Raw genomic sequence first — 19,207 nt, 5'->3', positions numbered from 1 at the left:
GAAGAAGAGACGTAGCGCCGGACGCTGCAAGAATGAAAATCTGTGAGATTGCGCAAAGCGAAAAGCAATCGTCATATCGGCTCGCGATCTCTTCTCAATATCGATCATCAGGGGACCACTGCATGTCGCGTCGCAAGGAGAAGCTGTCTCTCGGCGCCTTTCTGCTATTCACCGGTCACCATGTCGCCGCGTGGCGCTCGCCGCAGGCCTCCGACAGTCAGTCTCTGGCTGATTTCGTGCAGTTCGCCCGGATCGCGGAGGACGCCAAGTTCGACGCTATTTTCCTGGCGGACATGGTTGGCGTGCGCATCGACCGCATCGAAGCGTCCAGCCACAAAGCTCATAGCGGGGTCTATCCGTTCGAGCCGATCACGCTGTTGTCAGCGCTCGCGGCCGTGACGTCGCGGATCGGCTTGGTCGCCACGGTGTCGACAAGCTACAGCGAGCCGTTCAACGTCGCGCGGCAGTTCGGCTCGCTCGATCGTTTGAGCGGCGGTCGGTCCGGCTGGAATCTCGTTACCTCGACAGAGGCATCGGCCGCGTTGAACTTCAATTATGACGGTCTCGTTGCCCATGCGGAGCGTTACGCCCGGGCAGAAGAGTTCGCCGACGTGGTTCTCGGCCTGTGGGACAGCTGGGATCATGATGCCTTTGAACGCGACCGCGCAAGCGGCCGCTACTTCGATCCCGACAAGCTGCACCTCCTCAACCACCAGGGCCGTCATTTCAAGGTGCGCGGTCCCCTCAACATCCCGCCGTCGCCGCAGGGACGGCCGGTGCTGGTGCAGGCAGGTTCGAGCGGCCCGGGCAAGGAACTCGCGGCGCGAACGGCGGAAGCTATCTTCACCGCGCAGCAGACGCTCGAAGATGCCGTCTCGTTCTATTCCGACGTCAAGGGCAGGCTTTCCAAACACGGCCGTGACGCGGACGAGCTGAAAATCCTGCCTGGCATCTTCCCTGTGGTGGCGGAGACCGAAAGCGAGGCGAAGGAGAAGTTCGACGAATTGCAGTCGCTGATCCTTCCCCAGGTCGGCCTGGACCTGCTCGCCGGCTTCCTCGGGGCGCCCGAGATCGTTCATGCCGACCCGAACGGGCCGATTCCCGAATTGAAGGAGACGGAGGGTGGCAAGAGCAGGCAGGTGCTTCTGCTTGAGCTGGCGCGCCGCGAAGGGCTGACGGTCCGCGATCTCTATCTCAGGATCGCCGGCGCACGCGGCCACTGGCAGTTGGTGGGTACGCCAGTGCAGATCGCCGATCAGCTCGAGGAACGCTTTCAGAATTACGGCGCAGACGGCTTCAACATCATGGCGCCGACCCTGCCGGGCGGCCTGACCGATTTCGTACGGCTGGTCGTCCCCGAGCTGCGGCGCCGCGGCCTGTTCCGCGACGAATACGAAGGCACCACGCTGCGCGACCATCTCGGGCTGCGCCGGCCGCAACCGGCGCGGCGTCACGCGGCAGTTGCTGCCGAATAGCTCGGAACACTCGAAGGAATCAAATCATGATCGGTAAACGCGCCTTCCTCCGCCTTGTGCCCATGGCGGCACTGCTTTCGATCGGCGCGGCTTGGCCCAGCCTAGCGGCCGATACGATCACGGTCAGGATCGGCTTTGCCTCGGTCGGGGCCGATAATCGCCAGTTCTCCGGCGGTTCGTCCGCCGGCGTCGCGCATTCCGAGCATTATCTCGACAAGGAATTCGGCGACCGGCCGGACGTGAAAATCGAATGGTACTTCTTCAAGGGCGCAGGGCCCGCGGTGAACGAGGCCTTCGCCAATAACCAGCTCGATTTCGCGATCCAAGGCGATCTGCCGGAAATCATCGGCCGCGCGAACGGCCTGAAGACCAAGATCCTGCTGGCCTCCGGCGCTCACGCGCCGATCTATCTGGCCGTGCCCACCGGTTCGCCTGTCCGAAAGGTGGCGGATCTGCGCGGCAAGAAGGTTTCGATCTTCCGTGGGACCAACAATCATCTCGCTGCCGTAAAGGTGCTCGCCGGCAACGGCCTTCAGGAGCGCGATGTGCAAGTCATCAACATGGACACGGCGACGACCAATGCGGCATTGACGTCCAAGGACATCGATGCGGCTTTCGGCAACTTTCCTCTGGCGAGCCTCGCGGAGAAGAACATCGCCGAGATCGTCTACACGACCAAGGGGGACAACCCGGCCTATGAGCGTCACTCCACGCTGATCGGGCAGGAGGCTTTCATCAAGGCGCATCCTGACATCACGCAGAAGATCGTCTCGGCCATCGTCAAGGCTGCGCGGTGGTCGTCGGACGAGGCGAACCGCGAGGCGTTCTTCGAGTTCTCCTCGCGAACCGGATTCCCGGCCTCGGGCTACCGTTTCGACTTCTCCAATCAGGAATTGAAATATCGCAACACGCCGATTATCGATGCTTCGATCATCGAGAGCTATCGTGTGCAGGCAAAGCAGGCCAAGGAATTCGGCTTGCTGCGGCGGGACGTCGAGATCGACGGGTGGTTCGATCGTTCGTTCCTGGATGCTGCGCTCAAGCAGCAGGGGCTGATGGGCTATTGGCTGGAATACGACGCGAGCGGCAAGCCGTTGGCGGCTGGGCAATGAATTCCATGTTGCAGGCGAAACCGGAGCCCCTTGTTGAAGCCAAGTCTGGCGGCGGACACCTCGAGGTTCGCAATGTCTCGCGGTCCTTCGTCGTCAATGGAGAGAGCTTCGAGGCACTCAAAGAGGTGTCGCTCGATATTGCCGCGGGTGAATTCGTGGTGCTGCTCGGGCCGAGCGGGTGCGGAAAGTCGACGTTGCTGCGGTTGATCGCCGGTCTGGACCGTGATTTCCGCGGAAGCATCAGGCAGGATGGCGAGCCCATCGCTGGCGCCAGCCTCGATCGCGGCATCGTGTTCCAGGAGCCGCGGCTGTTTCCCTGGGCGACGGTAGCGGAGAACGTCGCGCTCGGCCTCAAGAATGCGCCGCTCAGCGAGCGTGCCAAGAGAGACTCGGTCGCTGCGCACATTTCGCTGGTCGGCCTCGACGGATTCGCGGAGGCCTATCCCCATCAGCTCTCCGGCGGCATGGCCCAGCGGGCGGCGATTGCGCGCGGGCTCGTCAACCGGCCGCGGCTGCTGCTGCTCGATGAACCCTTCGGCGCGCTCGACGCCTTGACGCGCGCGCGGCTCCAGATCGAGCTTCAGCGGATCTGGGCGCATGAGAAGATCAGCATGATCCTCGTGACGCATGATGTCGATGAAGCGGTTCTGCTCGGCGACCGCGTCGTCGTGCTTGCGCCCCGACCGGGCCGGGTCGCCCGCATCTTCGACGTCACGGCCCCGCGGCCGCGGCCGCGGTCGCGAAGCAGCGACGATCTCGTCCGCATCCGCAACGACATCCTGAGAGCGCTCGGTGACGGCGACAACGGCTCGGTCGCGCATGAGCTAGTAAGCGGAGTCAACGGATGAGCGACGCCGCCATTCGGACCTCATCCGCATTACGTGGGCCATGGCAGGGCGGCCTGCGGCGCGTCCTGGCCGACGGCGTCGGGCAGGCGGTGCTTCGGCATCTGGCCGCCTTCGCCTGGCTACTGGTGCTGCCGGCGGTCGCGCTACCGATCTGGATCATCGGCGCAGATCGGGGCTGGCTGCCGGAACAGATCCTGCCGCGGCCGGGCGATGTTCTCCACACGCTCCGGGACATGATTGCCAGCGGCGAACTCGCCCAGCATGCCGGCTATAGCCTGCGGCGGGTCGCCTATGGCTTCGTGGTTGGCGCAGGCGCAGGCCTGGTGATCGGGTCCGCGATGGGGCTGTCGCGCCGCGTGGACGAGTACGTCCGACCACTCTTCACGGCGATCGCTCAGGTGCCGGCACTCGCCTGGATCCCCCTGGCGATGCTGCTGCTCGGCATCGGCGAGGCGCTCAAGATCGTGGTGATCGCGAAGGCCGCATTCGTGCCTGTCGCGATGAACACCAGCGCCGGCATCGCCAACGTGCCGAAGGCCTTCGTCGAGGTCGGCCAAACCTTTCGTTTCACGCCTTCGCAGATGCTCCGTCATGTCGTTCTGCCGGGAGCTGTTCCACCGATCTTCACGGGCCTGCGGTACGGATTGACTCATGCCTGGATCGCGCTGGTCAGCGTCGAGCTGCTGGCCTCGTCAGAAGGGCTCGGTTACCTCCTGGTCTGGGGCCGCCAGATGTTCTGGCTCGATACCGTGCTGGTTGCCATGATCGTCATCGGTCTCATCGGCTTTATCAGCGACAAGGCCCTGGCCGTGATCGAAGCGCGGCTGCAGCGCTGGCGGATCGACCGTGTCAGATAGTGCCGCGCTCAGGACCGCTCGCCGCGGACTGGTCCTGCCGCTTGGCCTGCTTCTGTTGTGGGAGGTCGCGAGTCACTCCGGCTGGGTGAATCGCCAGTTCCTGCCGCCGCTGGAGCACGTCGGCATCAGCTTCTTGGAAGAGCTGATGAGTGGCGAGCTCGTTCAGGCCCTGTCCGCCAGCCTGCGTCGCGATTTGCTCGGATTCGCGCTGGGCTCCGGTTTCGGCATCCTGATCGGACTGCTGCTTGGCCTGTCCAGGATCGCGGACCGCATCTTCACGACGTGGTTCAACGGCCTGAAGCAAATCGCGCTGCTGGCCTGGATTCCACTGATCTCGCTGTGGTTCGGTTTCGACGAGATCGCCAAGGTCGTCTTCATCGCGCTCGCGGCCTCGATCCCCGTCATTCTCAACCTGGTCGAGGGCGTGCACGCGACCTCGGAGAAGCTGGTCGAGGTCGGCGACGTGTTCCGCTTCAACCGTCTTCAGTTCATCCGTTATGTCTATTTGCCAGCCGCCCTGCCATCACTGCTGACTGGCCTCCATCTCGCATTGATCTATGCATGGCTCGCCACGATCGGCGCCGAGTATTTCATGGCCGCGGGTCCCGGCATCGGCGGTCTCATCATCGCAGGCCGCGAGCGCTTCGACATGGAGCTCGTGATGCTCGGCATCCTTGTCGTAGGCTCTGTGGGCTTTCTCATCGACCGTGGCGCAAGCTGGCTCGAGCGCCGACTCATTCCGTGGCGCAGAGGCTAGAATTTGCATCGTCACGCAGGTTCGGCGGCCGTGGGAGAGCAGCTATTCCCGCCGCGTCGATCATTGCAAAATGAACTCACTAACGTCCCCCACATCTTTGAAATCGACCCAATCGGCACCGATCTCTAGCATTTGATGTCAGGTTCACCGTCATGCACGGCGGTTGAAGGATCAGGAGACATCGATGACATCAGATCAGCGCGGACTTTGGTCCCGGCGTCGCATCCTCGGCGTGGCGGGCCTCGCCGGCGTCACCGCCCCATTGGGATTGATGCAAGCGGCGCGCGCCTTTCCGGCATTCGGTCTTGGCCCGGTCGTGGATCCCCTGAGCGACGCGCCGATCTGCAAGGTGGCCGCGACGGATGAGGTAGCGAAAGGCCCGCCGCGCCACATCCGTTTCGCCTATAACGGCACCGGTATCTGCACGGCGGCCGTCCCCGTCGCGCTGCATCGCGGATATTTCGCGCGCCACAATCTCGATGTCGAATTTCTGCAGCTCGCCGGCAATACCGACCAGATGCTTCAGGCGCTTGCGACCGACAAGGCGGATGCGGGATCGAGCATGCTGCTCAACTGGCTGAAGCCGCTGGAGCAGGGCATCGATGTCAAGCTCACCACCGGCCTGCATGGCGGCTGCACCCGCCTTTTCGTGCGCAAGGAGTCCGGCTTCAAGGACATCACGGATCTCAAGGGCAAGACCATCGGGGTATCCAGCATTTCCGGTCCGCCGCGCAACTTCTTTGCCATCCTCCTGTCGGACAACGGGCTCGATCCGCAGACCGACGTACAGTGGCGGGAATTCCCCGCGGACCTGCAATTGATCGCCCTGCAGCGCGGAGAAATCCACGCCATTGCCGATTCCGATCCGAATGCGTGGTTGACCGAGCGGCGGGCTAACGGCGACATTGTCGAGATCGCATCGAATCTCAGCGGCGACTACGCCAATCTTTCATGCTGTACGCTCGGGGTGCGCAGCTCGCTGTGGGCCGCCGATCCGGCGGCCGTCAAGGCCCTGACCGTGGCGATCCGCGAAGCGGCACACCACGTCGCCGAAAATCCGGACGATGCCGCCGAAATATTCGCGCCATACACGCCGAAGGTCGCGGTGGCCGATCTTGCCGCGATGCTGCGCAGCCATACCCACGGCCATCATCCCTCGGGGGCGGCACTGCGCCAGGAGGTCGTGAAGATCACCAGCGATCTGAAGCGCGCGACCATCATCAAGCCCAATACGGATCCGGCCAGACTTGCCAATCGCGTCGTCGTCGATGTCGATGCATAAGCCGGCTGACAGGAGAATTGCATGGGTGACGCCAAGACCAGCCTGAAGGTGGTTCCCGGACCTTCCAGGATCGATGCAGCGACGCAGGCCTTGCGGGCACGATATGGCAACGATCTCCCCGAGATCGGCGATGCCTGGAACGGGGCGCTGGCAAACCTGCTCGCGCATCGCTCGGTGCGCGCCTATAGTCCCGATCCGGTGCCGTCGCGTACGGTGGAGACGCTGGTGGCCGCCGCCCAATCGGCCCCGTCATCGTCGAACCTCCAGACCTGGAGCGTCGTCGTGGTGGAAGATCAGGCTCGCAAGGCTCGCCTTGCTGAGTTCGCAGGCGGCCAGAAGCATATTGTCGAGGCGCCGCTGTTCCTGGTCTGGCTCGCCGATCTGTCGCGGGCCGAGCGGCTGGCGAAGCGCTCCGAACACCCGGATGACGGCCTGCCGTTTCTCGAGACCTTCCTGGTGGCCGTCATCGACGCGGCACTCGCCGCGCAAAATGCGGTGGTCGCTGCCGAGTCGCTCGGCCTTGGGTCGGTCTATATCGGCGCGATCCGCAACAAGCCCGGTGCCGTCGCCGAAGAGCTGGGCTTGCCGCCGAACGTGGTCGCGGCATTCGGCCTGTGCATCGGCTATCCCGATGAGACGAGGCCCGCGCAGGTCAAGCCGCGCCTGCGTCAGGACGTCGTGATCCATCATGAACGCTATTCCGATGTCGGCGATGAGCCTGGCATCGCGGCCTATGACGCAACGCTCCGCGGCTTCCAGATCAGCGAGGGACTGCCTCCGATCGGATGGGTTGAGGCCGTGCTGAAGCGGCTCGGTTCGGTGCGTTCGCTGAATGGCCGGGATCGGCTGGCCGACGAGGTGCGTGCGCTGGGATTTCCGCTGAAATAGAGCCGGCCGCGCATCAGATTTGTACCTGGCCCCAGCGCTGTACCGTGATCCGGGTCAAGGTCCGAAAGATCACGCCTTCGACGAGGAGGCCGATCAGGATCACCGTCAGCAATCCGGCGAAGACGCTGGCGGTCTCCAGTTGGGCACGGTTGGTGTAGATGAACCAGCCAATCCCGCCGGAACGGGCGCTGACGCCGAACACCAACTCGGCTGCGATCAGCGTGCGCCAGGCAAAGGCCCAGCCGATCCGCAGACCCGAGAGGATCTGCGGGAAGGCCGCAGGCACGAGTATCTCCGCGACGAACCGGCCGCCGGACAGACCGAGGTTGCGGCCGGCCATTCGTAAGGTGGGCGGTACCGCGAGGAAGCCGCCGTAGCAGGCAAGGGCCACCGGCCACAGCACCGAGTGCACGATGACGAAGATAAGGCTCGGCGTGCCCACGCCAAACCAGAGCAGCGCGATCGGCAGCAGCGCGATGGCCGGGAGCGGGTTGAACATCGACGTCAACAGGCCGAGAGCTTCGTTGCCCCAGCGCGACAAGGCGGCGAGCGTGGTGAGCATCGTGGCGACGGCAACGCCCAACGCGTAGCCGGTGATGAGAACGCGCAGCGAGGTCAAGGCCCGGTTCGGCAGCTCACCTGACAGGATCGCCGACCACAGTGCTGACAGCGTCGCGCCGAGTGTCGGCAGCAGGAGGGCGTTGTCGAGCCAGCGCGCATAGAGCTCCCAGACGAGAGCGAAGCCGGCGAGGATGACGACCCGCCGCCAGGGCGTTGCTTCGAGCGTACGCCGTCGCGTTGATGCGCGAACGAGTTTCGGAGCAGCGATGTCAGACATGGTTGATGTCCGGAGCAGAGAATACGGTCTCCTGGATCTGTCGTTCCAGCGCGGCGAAGCCTGCGCTGCCGCGGGCACGTGTCTCCGGTGGAACGTCGAAAGTGGCGGCCAGACGCCCGGGATGCGGCGTCAAGGCCAGGATTCGGGTTCCGACGCGGATAGCTTCGTCAATACCGTGGGTCACGAACAAGGCGGTGTTTCCGGTTTCCTCGCACAGCTTCAGCAATTCGTCCTGCATTTGACGCCGCGTCAACGCATCCAGCGCGGCGAAGGGCTCGTCCATCAGCAGCAGCGCCGGCTCGAGCGCGAAAGCCCGGGCGATCGCGACGCGCTGCTTCATGCCGCCTGACAGCGTATGGGGAAAGGCGTCGACGAAATTCTTCAGGCCGACGCGTTCGAGCCAGCGACGAGCGATGGCCTCCGCCTCCCGGCGCGGCAGTGCCTTTCCACGCTCCAGGGCATAGCGCACATTGCCGAGCACGGTGCGCCACGGCAGCAGCTGGTCGAACTCCTGAAACACGGTCATGCGGTCGGGACCCGGAGCCGCGATCCGTCGACCGTTCATGCTGATCTCGCCGACGCTCGGCCTGAGGAAGCCGCCGACGGCACGCAGCAGCGTGGACTTGCCACAGCCCGACGGACCCAGCAGCACCAGCCGTTCGCCGGCCGAGATCCTGAAGCTGACGTCCTCGACCGCGGTGAGGACGCCGTCCGGCGTCGGATAGCTGATGCTGACGTGGTCGAGTTCGAGCAATGCCGGCGATGCGCCGCCGTTGACGAGGCCGGTCAGGCGCGGGGCGACGTTCATGTCAGCTTCCGGGCTTCTCTCCGAGACCTGACCAGAACAGATCGCGCCACGACGCGGGCGCCTGCTTGATCAGGCCGACCTTGGCCTCGAAATCCGCGAATTTCTGCGCGCCTTCCGGAGTGGTGGTAAAGTTGACGTCCTTGTCGCGAATGATGCCCTCGACGAAGTCAGGTGCGAGCTTCGAGCCTTCCGCCTTGATGTAGAGTGCGGCGGCTTCCTTCGGATTGGCCTTGATCCAGTCGTTGGCGCGGTCGAGACCGCGGACGAACGCCAGAATCGTCTTCGGATTGTCGTTCACGAACTTCGTGGTGGAGTAGACCACGTTGAAAGTGTGGGCTCCGCCGAGCACGTCGTAGCTGTTCAGGACCGCATGGACCTTGCCGGTCGCGAGCTGCTGCTGAGAGAACGGAGGCGAGGTGAAATGCGCAGTGATCTCGGAATGGCCCGACAGGATCTGGGCCGTCGCGTCCGGGTGGGGCATGCTGACGGTGAGCTCGTCGAGCTTGTCGTATTTGCCGAACGCCTTGTCGGCCGCCATCTGGAGGACGATCGGCTGGAAGCCAACCTTGACCGAGGGAAGCGCAATCCGATCCTTCTCGGTGAAATCGGCAAGCGTCTTGATGTTCGGATTGTTGGTGGTCAGGACATTGGCCATCGAGCCCAGCGCCGCCACACCGATGATCTTCGCTGTGGCACGCGTCTTGTCCCAGGTCAGGATCATCGGCGTGATCCCCGCCGTGGCGAAATCGAGACCGCCCGAAATGAGAGCTTCGTTCATGGCGGCCGCGCCAGACAGTCGCAGCCATTCGATCTTCGGCGGCGTGATGCCGAGCGCCTTGGCTTCCTGCTCGATCAGCCCGTTTTCGCTGGCGACGATCAGCGGAAGATAGGCGATGCCGAATTGCTGGGCGATGCGAAGCTGGGCCGTTTCGGCGCGGACGGAGTTGACTCCGGCTGCGGTCATGACCAAGGCGAGCGCCGCGGCGCAAATGGACTTCGATGCAATCATTCCATCTCTCTCGAGTTCGCGTTCGATCAGCCGTTCCATGCGATTTTCGCGGCCTTTGCGGACCACATGTCAGGAAATCCGTCGGCCGGTCCAGTGAACTGATGTCACGGTGCGATTTTCGAAAGAAAAGCGCTGAAGGGATCAAGATCGCTGGGGGTCCTGTTCTCCAATCTTCGTTCATCGAAGAAACGTATTCTCACAGCGGTGAGATACGCATCGACGATTTGTAGCATGCGTCGAACCGGTCCGCCCGCCGTCGCGGCGAGCACTGCCGCCAAGCGGGGAGCAGAGAAGCAGCCGGCCGCTGGCGGACGCGTTGATTCGAGAAGCCTTTGCTCTTTGGCGCGGCTTTGCAGGCCCGGTGTTGTTTTGTTTGGCGAGAGCTTGCCGGACGTGCCGGCGGAACTAGGATATCGCGTATTGCAATCGAACGCGGATCACACAGGTGACAGAGCCTACGAGTTCAGCGCGGATTATTGATCTGGCTGCCTATCGATCGGAACGAAGCAGACAGCAGGCTGCGGCTTCGACCACGCCGTCGGCAAGTCTCGGCACGGGTCCTTTCATGACCGGCGCTCCCATGCCGCTCTGCTGGTTCTGGCCAACCTGGGTCTGGGTGCCGATGCCGGTGACAACCATGTCGCCACTGCAATGGGATGCTTCATGAGCGGCGGGCACGTCGCTTCGTCGCCGGACACGAATGCATCATCCTCAAACGATCTCGACCTGCCCGTGGTACTGGGCCGCAATTTGCGCCGTCTGCGAACCAGCCAGGGCCATTCGCTCGAACGGCTTGCCAAACAGTCCGGCGTGAGCCGGGCCATGCTCGGGCAGATCGAGACCGGGAAGAGCGTTCCCACGATCACATTGCTCTGGAAGGTCGCAAGCGCGCTCCATGTGCCGTTCGCCAACCTGCTTCAGACTGAAGTCCCGCGAGGTCCAAAGGTCTTGCGCCGCGGCGATGCCAAGCTGCTGACGTCAAGCCAGGGTCAGTTCACCTCCCGCGCCCTGTTTCCGTTCGACGGCCATCATGCGGTTGAATTTTATGAGCTGAGGATCGGCCCGCTTCACAGTGAGGCGGCGGAGCCGCATGTGCCGGGCACGCGCGAGAATCTCTTTGTTGCCAAGGGCGCCGTCGAGATCACGGCCGGGCTCGACAAGCCGCAGACTCTGACAGAGGGGGATGCTATCCTGTTCGACGCGGACGTGCCGCATGTCTACAAGAATTTGGTCGCCAGCGAAGCAGTGCTTTACCTCGTCATGACCTATGCGGACGCGGCGGGCTGAAGAGCAAAGGGCCGGCGTGAAGCCGGCCCCGCGTCGCTCGCTTCCGAAGCGCCGCTCAGGCGGCCTTCATCGGCATGCACATCATCATCATACCGCCGCAGCACATCATCATGGGCATTCCCATCTGCATCATGTTCATCATGCTCTCGCAGCACTTGGTGAACATGTCCTTCATGGCGGGGTCCATCGGCGCCATCTCGCAGGTCATGCCGGCGGGGGTCATGGTGCACTTGACCTGGCAGGGCATCATCATCGGCATGCCCATCATGTTCATCATCGGCATCATGCTGCCGGCCATGGCGGGGTTCATCATGCTGCCCATCATCATCGGCATGGGCATCATCTGCATTGCGGTGTTCATCGTCATTCTCCGGGGTCAGAGCAAGAAGCTCTCGGTTGCGCTGATAATGGAGATAAAATGAGCTGCGATGCATGTGAATCGCGAAATGTTTGTCTCGTTCCCTTTCGTCCAACAAAGTGGAGGCCATGTGCGGTCTGGGATCTCGCCTGTAGCCTATAGCGGAGAAGTATCCGTTATATTGGATAGGTAGCGGCATGGTCGATCGCGGGCAGGGCGACCTGGTGGTTTCCGCGCCAGGAAATAGAGATGGCCAGATCAGCTAGAGGCTGAGGACAGCATGTCGGCCGGATGCTTGTCGGTGTGCTCGACATATTCGACCAGCGTCTGGTCCGGGTGGCGCACCAGCATGTTGCGTCCTGTCGGGACCGGCTTCGGCGGCTCAAGGATCGTCGCGCCGACCGTGGGGAGATGCGCTGCAAAGGCCTCGATGTCCTCCACCATGAATGTCATGTGCGTCGCGGTGAACCGCTTCAGACTCTGTTCGGTCCCAGCGATGAAGAGGATCGATGCGACTTGCGCCAACCGCAGATCGTATTCGGGGTAGTCAAACCGGAGACGCGCATTCTGGCCGATCAACGTCTCGTAGAAGGTGACGGCCGCATCGAGTTCATCCAGCGCCAGGTGTCGCCGCGTCAGGATATTGAGGACTTTCATGAGCGAGCTCCTTGATCTCACTGGAAGCTGGAGATCGAGCTGTTGTTCGGGATCCAGGTGCTGCCGAGCGAGTCGATCAGGAAGGTGATGTTTCCGGCGGCGCCGGGAGAGCAATGGGAGGGAAGCGAGCGGTCATGGATAGCCCTTGATGATTGATGTCGCGGATCGCTTCGCGGTTTTTGCTGCGCGATCGGCGTTTCGCTTAGGAGAAGCGAAACGAACAGGCCTGGCCATTCCAAATTTTGCGCGTGGCGGGCAACAAATGCGTCGGCATCGCGGCAACGCGCCCTACAGCTATTTTGTCGCCGCGCAATTCTGCGCAATCGCGTTCGGCCAGGAAACAAATCTTCCAATCGCGCCAAATCGAGCGGAGCAGTACAGCCTTGAAAGGACATTCTTCGAGCTTCCGCGTGCAGTAGAACGGCTTAGGCGCCGACGCGCGAAAAATGAATTTTGCTACCATCGAATTGCGCGCCGGACTTTGCGAAGGTGACATCGTCGTGAACAAGACGGAGCGAGATCGATTTTATGACGGATGCGTCACTGCTTTCAGGGCGTGCCGATGCGACGGCAGCGCCTGCAGCTGGTCGCGCGGAACCGCTCCATCGTGCCGGCGAACCCGTGGTGACGGTGGTGGCCAACGTCGCGCACGCATCGGTGGAGTTGCGGTCGCGCGCACGGGGCCTGGCATGGCGTTCGCTCATTCTGCCGTGGCTCCCGCCATTCGGCCTCATTCTCGTCTGGCAATTCCTCTCGGTGACAGAGATTGTGTCCACGGCGATCGTTCCGGCGCCGTCAGACATCTGGGATGCAGCGCGGCAGCTCGCCGAGCGCGGCGAGTTGCAACACGACATCCTCGTCAGCCTTCGCCGGGTGGCGATAGGTTTCGGCATCGGCGCCCTCGGCGGGTTGTTGCTCGGTCTGACTGTCGGGCTGTTCGAGTCGATGCACGATCTGTTCGATCGATCCTTGCAGATGATCCGGACCATTCCGCACCTGGCGCTGGTGCCGTTGATGATCCTCTGGTTCGGCATAGGCGAGAAGCCGCGGCTTATTCTCGTCGCGATGGGGTCGCTCTTCCCGGTCTACATCAATACGGTCGGCGGTATCCGCAATGTCGATCCCAAGCTGGTCGAGCTCGGGAAGTCCTACGGCCTCGGGGGCGCCGAGCTGGTCTGGTCCATCATTCTGCCGGCAGCGCTCCAGCCGATCCTGGTTGGCATGCGCTATGCGCTTGGCGTGGCGTGGCTCACGCTGGTGGTCGGTGAAACGATCGCCTCGCGGGATGGCGTTGGCTACCTCGTGCAGAATGCTCGCGAACTGCTGCGCATCGACATCATTGTGCTGGCCATTATCCTCTACGCCATCGCGGGCTGGCTGTCGGATTTCGTCACGCGCTTGATCGAGCGGCGGCTACTGCGCTGGCATCCGAACTATGCCGGCAGGGCCAGCGCATGAGCGGAGCCAGCGTCAACCTGCGTTCGGTCGGCAAATCCTTCGCCGGCCGCAAGGTGCTCGATCACGTTGATCTCGACATCGCGGCCGGCCAGTTCGTCTCGATCATCGGGCCGAGCGGCGCCGGCAAGTCGACGCTTCTGCGCCTCGTGGCGGGACTGGACGCCCCCTCAGGTGGTCGCATCGAGCTCCGGACGACGGGCCACAAGGCGGACGTGCGTCTGATGTTCCAGGAGGATCGCCTTTTGCCGTGGCGAACTGTGCTCGGCAACGTGCTGCTGGGCATCAAAGGCAGGAAGGATGACGCCGGGCGCATCCTCGAAGCTGTCGGGCTGAGGGGGCGGGAGAGTGAGTTTCCGATCGGGTTGTCGGGCGGTCAACGTCAGCGTGTGGCTCTGGCAAGAGCGCTGATTCATGAGCCGGACCTGTTGTTGCTCGACGAGCCGTTCGGGGCGCTCGACGCCATCACCAGGGCTGCGATGCAGTTGCTACTCGGGCAACTGCTGGTCGCGCGGCCCCGCACCGTAGTGCTGGTGACCCACGACGTAGAGGAGGCGTTGCTGCTCTCCGATCGGGTCCTCCTGGTCAAGGACGGCGGCATCGCGCGTGATCTGGTCTTCGACCAGCCGCGTCCGCGGCATCGTGGGGACCCGGTGTTGTCTGCTCTGAAAGAGGAACTGCTCGACGGTCTGCTGACGGCCGAGCGCGATTTGGCCGCCGTTGCATAACAGTACGAAAGGATGAAGCTATGACTTTGGGTGGTTCGACGCGCGGTGGCGCTAGTCTCTCGCGGCGCTCGGTGCTGTCGATCGGTGCTGGATTTGCGGCAGCCGCGGCCGGGGCAGCCGGGGCTTCGCGTGCAAATGCCGCCGATGCGGTGCCGCCGCAACTGACCGTCGCGGTGATCGGGGACGGCCGCACCGGCGTCTGGGCCTCGCTGCGCGCCGGCGTGGGCGGCCGCAATCTCGAACAGGAGCTCGGCACCAAAATCGTCTGGCAACCCGGATTTACGGCATCGCTGCCGGTGATGGAAGCGATCAAGGCCGGCTCCGTCGACTTCACCTTTGCCACGGCGACGGCGGTCGTGAACGCCGTTCCGGCGCGCGTGCCGATCGTGCCGCTTGCGGCCTATCCGTTGCCGGTCGATGAGGTCGATTTCCTGGTGCAGGCCAATTCGTCGATCAAGACCGCAGCCGATCTGAAGGGCAAGAAGATCGCCCACCAAAACGGTACGACCGGCACCTACAGCCTGATCAAATATCTGGAAACCGCCGGTCTCAGGTTGCCTGATGTGCAGGCCGTCAGCCTGAACGGAGCGGATGCGTTCACGGCCTTCGCGCAAGGCAGCATCGACGGCTGGATTCACTGGCAGCCGGCCACGGCGCTGGCGCTGACAAAGCTCGGCGGTAAGGCCCGCCTGCTGCCCGACGTGAAGACCTACGACTACGCCTTCTACGTCGCGCGCAGCGATATCGCAGGGAAATATCCGCAGCTCTTCGCCAAGTTCGTGAAGATCATCAAGGAGACCCAGGCCTACATCTTCGCGCATCCGGCCGAGTCCGTTGCGCTGTGGGCTTCGCAAGGCGGCTTTCCGCCGAATGGGACCGAGCAGGCCGTCTACGAGAAACTCGTGCGCGATGCCAGGCTGTCCGAGTCGACTGCGGTTGCGCTCAGGCCGATCGATGAGGCGGCGGCAGCGTCGACCCAGGATCTCGCCGACAATTTCCAGGCCCTCGGCGTGCTCCCGAACAAAGTCGACGTCCGCTCGTTCCTGCTTGGCGCGCAGTTCGACGGGGCGAAGAAGGCCGTTGCGCTGGAGCTCGGCGCTTAAGCTGCAACGCCGACAACACGAGAGAAACATCATGAACGCGCAAACCGGCGAGACGGTGTTGATCACCTCCGCCACCATCGGCCAATTCGGCCGCTATTTGCTCAGTGCGGGCAAGAACCATTTCGTCTCGGACCAGCGTGTCGCCGTTGGCGGTCCGGGCGAAGCGATCAACGCAGGCGAATTGCTGCTGTCGTCGCTCGGCAGCTGCTCGCTCGGGCTCATTCAAAAGACCGCAAAAGAGCAAGGGATCGTGCTGCGCGAGGCCGGATCCGAAGTCTCCTTCGAGCGCCACGCGACCGATCCGACGCGGTACGAATGGATTCGTATAGCAGTGCGCCTGTCCGGAGTGACGGCCGGCGAGGCCGAGACGCTGGTTGCCGGCTTCACCGCCAACTGCCCGATCTACAACACGCTGAAGCGCGGCGGTCCCGTCGAGATCTCCTGGACTGTGAGCTGATCCATGCCTGACAAGAAACTACACTTGGCCGCCTTTGTCTCCGCAGGACCCGTCTCCGGCAGCCATGCCGGATGGCGGCATCCTGAAGCGGACGGCGATCTGCTGTCGGCCGCTTATTACCAGAACATCGGCCGCTTGCTGGAGCAGGGGCGTTTCGATCTTCTGTTCATAGCCGACATCCTCGCGATCCCGGACACGCTGGGCGGCAGCCTCGACAGCCAGCTTCGCTACGGCGCTCTCGGTGCCTTGCGGCTCGATCCGCTGGTCGTGCTCTCGATCATCGCGGGCGCGACGAAGCATCTCGGTCTCGGCGCGACCATTTCGACGACCTATGCCCAGCCTTATGTGCTGGCACGGGCGCTCGCGACGCTCGATCATCTCAGCGGCGGCCGCGCCGCCTGGAACATTGTCACTTCGTTCCAGGAAGCGGAGGCGCATAATTTCGGCCTGACCGAGCAGCTCTCGCGCGAGGGGCGCTATGAGCGCGCCGACGAGTTTCTCGAGGTCGTGACCAAGTTGTGGGATTCGTGGGAGGACGGTGCGCTGGTTCGGGATCGCCAGACGCCGCTGTTTGCCGACCCTGCCCGGGTGCACCGGATCGATCATTCCGGAAAGTGGTTCAACGTGCGCGGGCCGCTCAATGTCAGCCGGCCGCCGCAAGGGCGCCCAGTCTTCATCCAGGCCGGCGCTTCGGATCGTGGCCGGGATTTCGCCGCGCGCTGGGCCGAGATCATTTTCGTGACACCGGGCCTGATCGACGTCGCGGTCGAATTCCGCAACGATTTGCGCGCCCGCGCGGTCCGTTTCGGTCGCGACCCCGATACGATCAAGGTGCTGCCCGGAATCGTCCCGGTCATTGGCGACACGGAGAAGCAGGCCAAGGCGCTGCACGATCAGCTCCATGAATTGTCGCATCCGGAGTCCGGTCTCTCGACATTGTCCTATCACCTCGGTGTCGATCTCTCGCGTTTCCCGCAGGATCAGGTCCTGCCCGAGAACCTCGACGTGCCCGGCGTCGAAGGGCACTATCGCGAGGTCTCCGAGTTGACGCGCCGCTCGGGCTTGAGCCTCGCCGAGCTCGGACAGCGTTACGGCGCCGGGAGAACCACGAGTGGATTTGCCGGCACGCCCGGTACGGTCGCTGATCGGATGCAGGAGTGGTTCGAGGCCGGCGCCTGCGACGGCTTCATGTTGCAGGTCCCATATCTTCCGGGTGGCCTGGAGGAACTGGTCCATGGCTTCGTGCCGGAGCTGCAACGTCGCGGCCTGTTCCGGACCGAGTACGACGGCTCGACGTTGCGCCACTCGCTAGGCCTGCCCCGCCCGGAGAGTTGACGGGCGCCTTTGGGCCATCCTAACTCTTCAGTTTTAGTCGCTCCCAAAATACTCGGCGCAACGAGGTATCATGGTCGTGCGACGAATGCTCAATTAAAGGCAAATAAGCCCAGTAGTACGACCAGTAAGTCATTGATTGTACTCAGCCCGGGGCTGTCTCTTAATCGGCGGCTTTATCGGAAGCGCAGGGTGCTGCCACCTGCCATTTGGAAATGCAACGCCCGGCCGAGATGGAGATCCAGTTTCAGTTCACTAGGCGATCTCATCTTGTCGTCAGCTGTCGTTCCGTCGAGGAATGCCGCATTGAAATCGCAACGAAATTGGGCGAAACGAACTTGAACAGAACGCGACCGACGGGGTCGCCGTATCAAGAAAGTCAATGACTTAGAAGATGCTCACTGCGTTCGGGATGCAGGGGCTTCCCTCGTCAGATCTGAACTTGAACCGAATGTCGGTATCGGTGGTTGCGCCTCCCCGATTTGAACCTGTTAGCCGACCATTTGGGCGGCGACAGATCGCGCATGAACGGCGGTTCTTGGTGAACTATCGGGATCCGACGTTCCGAGTTAGGCTGCTCTCCGGTAGGAAAACAGAGCTGCCGAAATAGTGGGTTTCGGGGTGTCGCGGTCCCCCGCTACCAAACCATCTCCTTGTGAAATCGGCTAGCGCTTAAGGTGGGTTGAGCGCAGCTTCGACATGGTCCCCATCGTTCGGCTTTCGAAGTCCCCCCTCCTAAAATATTAGGCCGCCGGTCTTCCAAAATTCCTTTCGCCGCGCGATCATTTATGTGAGTCGCAATCTGCGATTGCGTGCAGTGCGGCGAACTTTTCTCAAATGCATTTGCCGTCGCCCGCTGATTTCAGCCGGCGCGCATCAAGGGTTGTAACCATGCCACGAATATTCCAGACGCGCACTCCGGCCATTTTCGGCAATCCAAATGTGCGCACACCCCAGCGTGAGGCCTACGAGCGGTTGGAGGCCCACTATCAAACGGCAGCAGCCGAACGCGAGGTTGGAATCGTGCTGCCCGTTGGATGCGGCAAGTCGGGCATGATTACTCTCGCGCCATTTGCCGCGCGATCCCGACGAGCGTTGGTCGTTGCTCTGGGAGTTAACATTGCGGATCAGTTGGCCGATGATTTCGATCCTACAAAGCCAATGATGTTCTATCAGAAGTGCCGCATTTTGGACGGAGCGCCGTTCCCAGAACCTGTGGTGATTCGTGGCACGACAACGAATCGAGCTGATTTGGAAGAGGCGGATGTTGTTGTTACAAACATTCAGCAGCTCCAAGGAGACCAAAATCGTTGGTTGCAGTCTTTGCCAGCGGACTTCTTCGATCTGATCCTATTTGATGAGGGGCATCATAGCGTCGCGGAAAGCTGGGAAACGCTCCGCACAAAATTCCCGACCGCACGAATTGTAAATCTTAGCGCGACGCCCTTGCGAGCTGATGGCCAACTGATGGCAGGTCGGATTCTGTACTCTTATCCGGTTTATCGGGCGATTCAGGAGGGCTACGTAAAGCGCCTCAAGGCTGTTCAGCTCAATCCACGCACATTGCGGTATGTCCGTCGAGAAGACAGTGAAGAGATCGAAGTCACACTCGATGAAGTGAAGCGTCTCGGAGAGACGGAAGCTGATTTTCGTCGCAGCATCGTGACCTCAACCGAAACTCTGAATACGATTGTCGATGCATCTATTCGAGAGCTTGATCGGCTTCGCGATCAAACGGGGGAGCTGCGTCTAAAGATCATCGCGTCGGCACTGAATCTTGAACACTGCCGACAAATCGTCGAGGCATATCGAGCTAGAGGGCGTCGAGCTGATTATGTCCATACGCGAGAAGTTAGTGCTGCTAACGCGCGCGTTTAGCGCAAAGGTAGTTTTAGACGGTGGCTCGCGGAGGGGCGCGCCCGCTAGATCGATCCCCACCGCAGATGTCTCAGCGGC

Annotated in this window: 21 protein-coding genes; 16 read left to right on the top strand and 5 right to left on the bottom strand. The window is 62.5% G+C overall.

From position 1 onward, the window contains the following. Positions 1 to 122: 122 nt before the first annotated feature. The 7 genes from RAD16_RS16945 (at position 123) to RAD16_RS16915 (ending at position 7,219) form a co-directional block, all read left to right on the top strand. On the top strand, positions 123 to 1,475 hold the full coding sequence (locus RAD16_RS16945; protein WP_458159031.1) for an LLM class flavin-dependent oxidoreductase: 1,353 nt from the start codon (positions 123 to 125) through the stop codon (positions 1,473 to 1,475). A 26-nt stretch (positions 1,476 to 1,501) separates the two neighbouring features. Then, positions 1,502 to 2,587, top strand: coding sequence for an ABC transporter substrate-binding protein (locus RAD16_RS16940; protein ID WP_458159030.1), 1,086 nt, complete (start codon positions 1,502 to 1,504; stop codon positions 2,585 to 2,587). After that, a complete protein-coding gene (locus RAD16_RS16935; protein WP_458159029.1) occupies positions 2,584 to 3,435 on the top strand; it encodes an ABC transporter ATP-binding protein in 852 nt (283 codons plus the stop codon). Before RAD16_RS16940 ends, RAD16_RS16935 begins: the two co-directional genes overlap by 4 nt. Continuing rightward, complete coding sequence (locus RAD16_RS16930; protein WP_458159028.1) at positions 3,432 to 4,292, top strand: ABC transporter permease; 861 nt, start codon at positions 3,432 to 3,434, stop codon at positions 4,290 to 4,292. Before RAD16_RS16935 ends, RAD16_RS16930 begins: the two co-directional genes overlap by 4 nt. Beyond that, positions 4,282 to 5,049 (top strand): ABC transporter permease, encoded by a 768-nt coding sequence (locus RAD16_RS16925; protein ID WP_458159027.1) that lies wholly within the window; start codon positions 4,282 to 4,284, stop codon positions 5,047 to 5,049. Before RAD16_RS16930 ends, RAD16_RS16925 begins: the two co-directional genes overlap by 11 nt. A gap of 184 nt (positions 5,050 to 5,233) precedes the next feature. Next, positions 5,234 to 6,331, top strand: a complete 1,098-nt coding sequence (locus RAD16_RS16920; protein WP_458159026.1) for an ABC transporter substrate-binding protein — start codon at positions 5,234 to 5,236, stop codon at positions 6,329 to 6,331. A 21-nt stretch (positions 6,332 to 6,352) separates the two neighbouring features. Then, positions 6,353 to 7,219 carry an NADPH-dependent oxidoreductase gene (locus RAD16_RS16915; protein WP_458159025.1) on the top strand — a complete coding sequence of 289 codons (867 nt, stop codon included), beginning with the start codon at positions 6,353 to 6,355 and terminating at the stop codon, positions 7,217 to 7,219. Between the two features lie 13 nt (positions 7,220 to 7,232). Here the strand turns inward: RAD16_RS16915 and RAD16_RS16910 are convergent, their stop codons facing one another. The 4 genes from RAD16_RS16910 to RAD16_RS16895 form a co-directional block, all read right to left on the bottom strand. Then, on the bottom strand, positions 7,233 to 8,057 hold the full coding sequence (locus tag RAD16_RS16910) for an ABC transporter permease (protein WP_458159024.1): 825 nt from the start codon (positions 8,055 to 8,057) through the stop codon (positions 7,233 to 7,235). Further along, positions 8,050 to 8,865 carry an ABC transporter ATP-binding protein gene (locus RAD16_RS16905; RefSeq protein ID WP_458159023.1) on the bottom strand — a complete coding sequence of 272 codons (816 nt, stop codon included), beginning with the start codon at positions 8,863 to 8,865 and terminating at the stop codon, positions 8,050 to 8,052. The genes RAD16_RS16910 and RAD16_RS16905 overlap by 8 nt, the downstream gene beginning before the upstream one ends. Before the next feature lies 1 nt (position 8,866). After that, positions 8,867 to 9,829 (bottom strand): ABC transporter substrate-binding protein, encoded by a 963-nt coding sequence (locus RAD16_RS16900; RefSeq protein WP_458159022.1) that lies wholly within the window; start codon positions 9,827 to 9,829, stop codon positions 8,867 to 8,869. A gap of 534 nt (positions 9,830 to 10,363) precedes the next feature. After that, positions 10,364 to 10,513, bottom strand: a complete 150-nt coding sequence (locus tag RAD16_RS16895) for a hypothetical protein (protein ID WP_458159021.1) — start codon at positions 10,511 to 10,513, stop codon at positions 10,364 to 10,366. A gap of 24 nt (positions 10,514 to 10,537) precedes the next feature. Here RAD16_RS16895 and RAD16_RS16890 point away from each other — a divergent pair, with 24 nt between their 5' ends. After that, entirely contained in the window at positions 10,538 to 11,161 is a 624-nt protein-coding gene (locus RAD16_RS16890) for a helix-turn-helix domain-containing protein (protein WP_458159020.1), read from the top strand. A 74-nt stretch (positions 11,162 to 11,235) separates the two neighbouring features. Then, entirely contained in the window at positions 11,236 to 11,583 is a 348-nt protein-coding gene (locus tag RAD16_RS16885; RefSeq protein WP_458159019.1) for a hypothetical protein, read from the top strand. Positions 11,584 to 11,777: 194 nt separating this feature from the next. Here the strand turns inward: RAD16_RS16885 and RAD16_RS16880 are convergent, their stop codons facing one another. Next, the gene (locus RAD16_RS16880; RefSeq protein WP_458159018.1) at positions 11,778 to 12,176 is read right to left on the bottom strand and encodes a VOC family protein; all 399 of its coding nucleotides are present in this window, start codon (positions 12,174 to 12,176) and stop codon (positions 11,778 to 11,780) included. Between the two features lie 148 nt (positions 12,177 to 12,324). Between RAD16_RS16880 and RAD16_RS16875 the strand changes: the two genes are divergently transcribed. The 7 genes from RAD16_RS16875 to RAD16_RS16845 all read left to right on the top strand — a co-directional run bounded on the left by RAD16_RS16875 (position 12,325) and on the right by RAD16_RS16845 (position 19,129). Beyond that, positions 12,325 to 12,669, top strand: a complete 345-nt coding sequence (locus RAD16_RS16875; protein WP_458159145.1) for a hypothetical protein — start codon at positions 12,325 to 12,327, stop codon at positions 12,667 to 12,669. A gap of 35 nt (positions 12,670 to 12,704) precedes the next feature. Then, on the top strand, positions 12,705 to 13,634 hold the full coding sequence (locus RAD16_RS16870; protein WP_458159017.1) for an ABC transporter permease subunit: 930 nt from the start codon (positions 12,705 to 12,707) through the stop codon (positions 13,632 to 13,634). Then, entirely contained in the window at positions 13,631 to 14,359 is a 729-nt protein-coding gene (locus RAD16_RS16865) for an ABC transporter ATP-binding protein (protein WP_458159016.1), read from the top strand. The genes RAD16_RS16870 and RAD16_RS16865 overlap by 4 nt, the downstream gene beginning before the upstream one ends. A gap of 20 nt (positions 14,360 to 14,379) precedes the next feature. Next, on the top strand, positions 14,380 to 15,462 hold the full coding sequence (locus RAD16_RS16860) for an ABC transporter substrate-binding protein (RefSeq protein ID WP_458159015.1): 1,083 nt from the start codon (positions 14,380 to 14,382) through the stop codon (positions 15,460 to 15,462). Between the two features lie 31 nt (positions 15,463 to 15,493). Then, positions 15,494 to 15,919: an OsmC family protein gene (locus tag RAD16_RS16855; RefSeq protein WP_458159014.1), complete on the top strand. Its 426-nt coding sequence runs from the start codon at positions 15,494 to 15,496 to the stop codon at positions 15,917 to 15,919. A gap of 3 nt (positions 15,920 to 15,922) precedes the next feature. Next, positions 15,923 to 17,254: an LLM class flavin-dependent oxidoreductase gene (locus RAD16_RS16850; protein ID WP_458159013.1), complete on the top strand. Its 1,332-nt coding sequence runs from the start codon at positions 15,923 to 15,925 to the stop codon at positions 17,252 to 17,254. 888 nt (positions 17,255 to 18,142) lie between these two features. Continuing rightward, positions 18,143 to 19,129 carry a DEAD/DEAH box helicase gene (locus tag RAD16_RS16845; protein WP_458159012.1) on the top strand — a complete coding sequence of 329 codons (987 nt, stop codon included), beginning with the start codon at positions 18,143 to 18,145 and terminating at the stop codon, positions 19,127 to 19,129. Positions 19,130 to 19,207 lie beyond the last annotated feature (78 nt).

The organism is Bradyrhizobium sp. 18BD (assembly GCF_054185225.1).
Note: the sequence above shows the minus strand (reverse complement) of the source record. Positions and strands in the feature narration are given on the sequence as shown.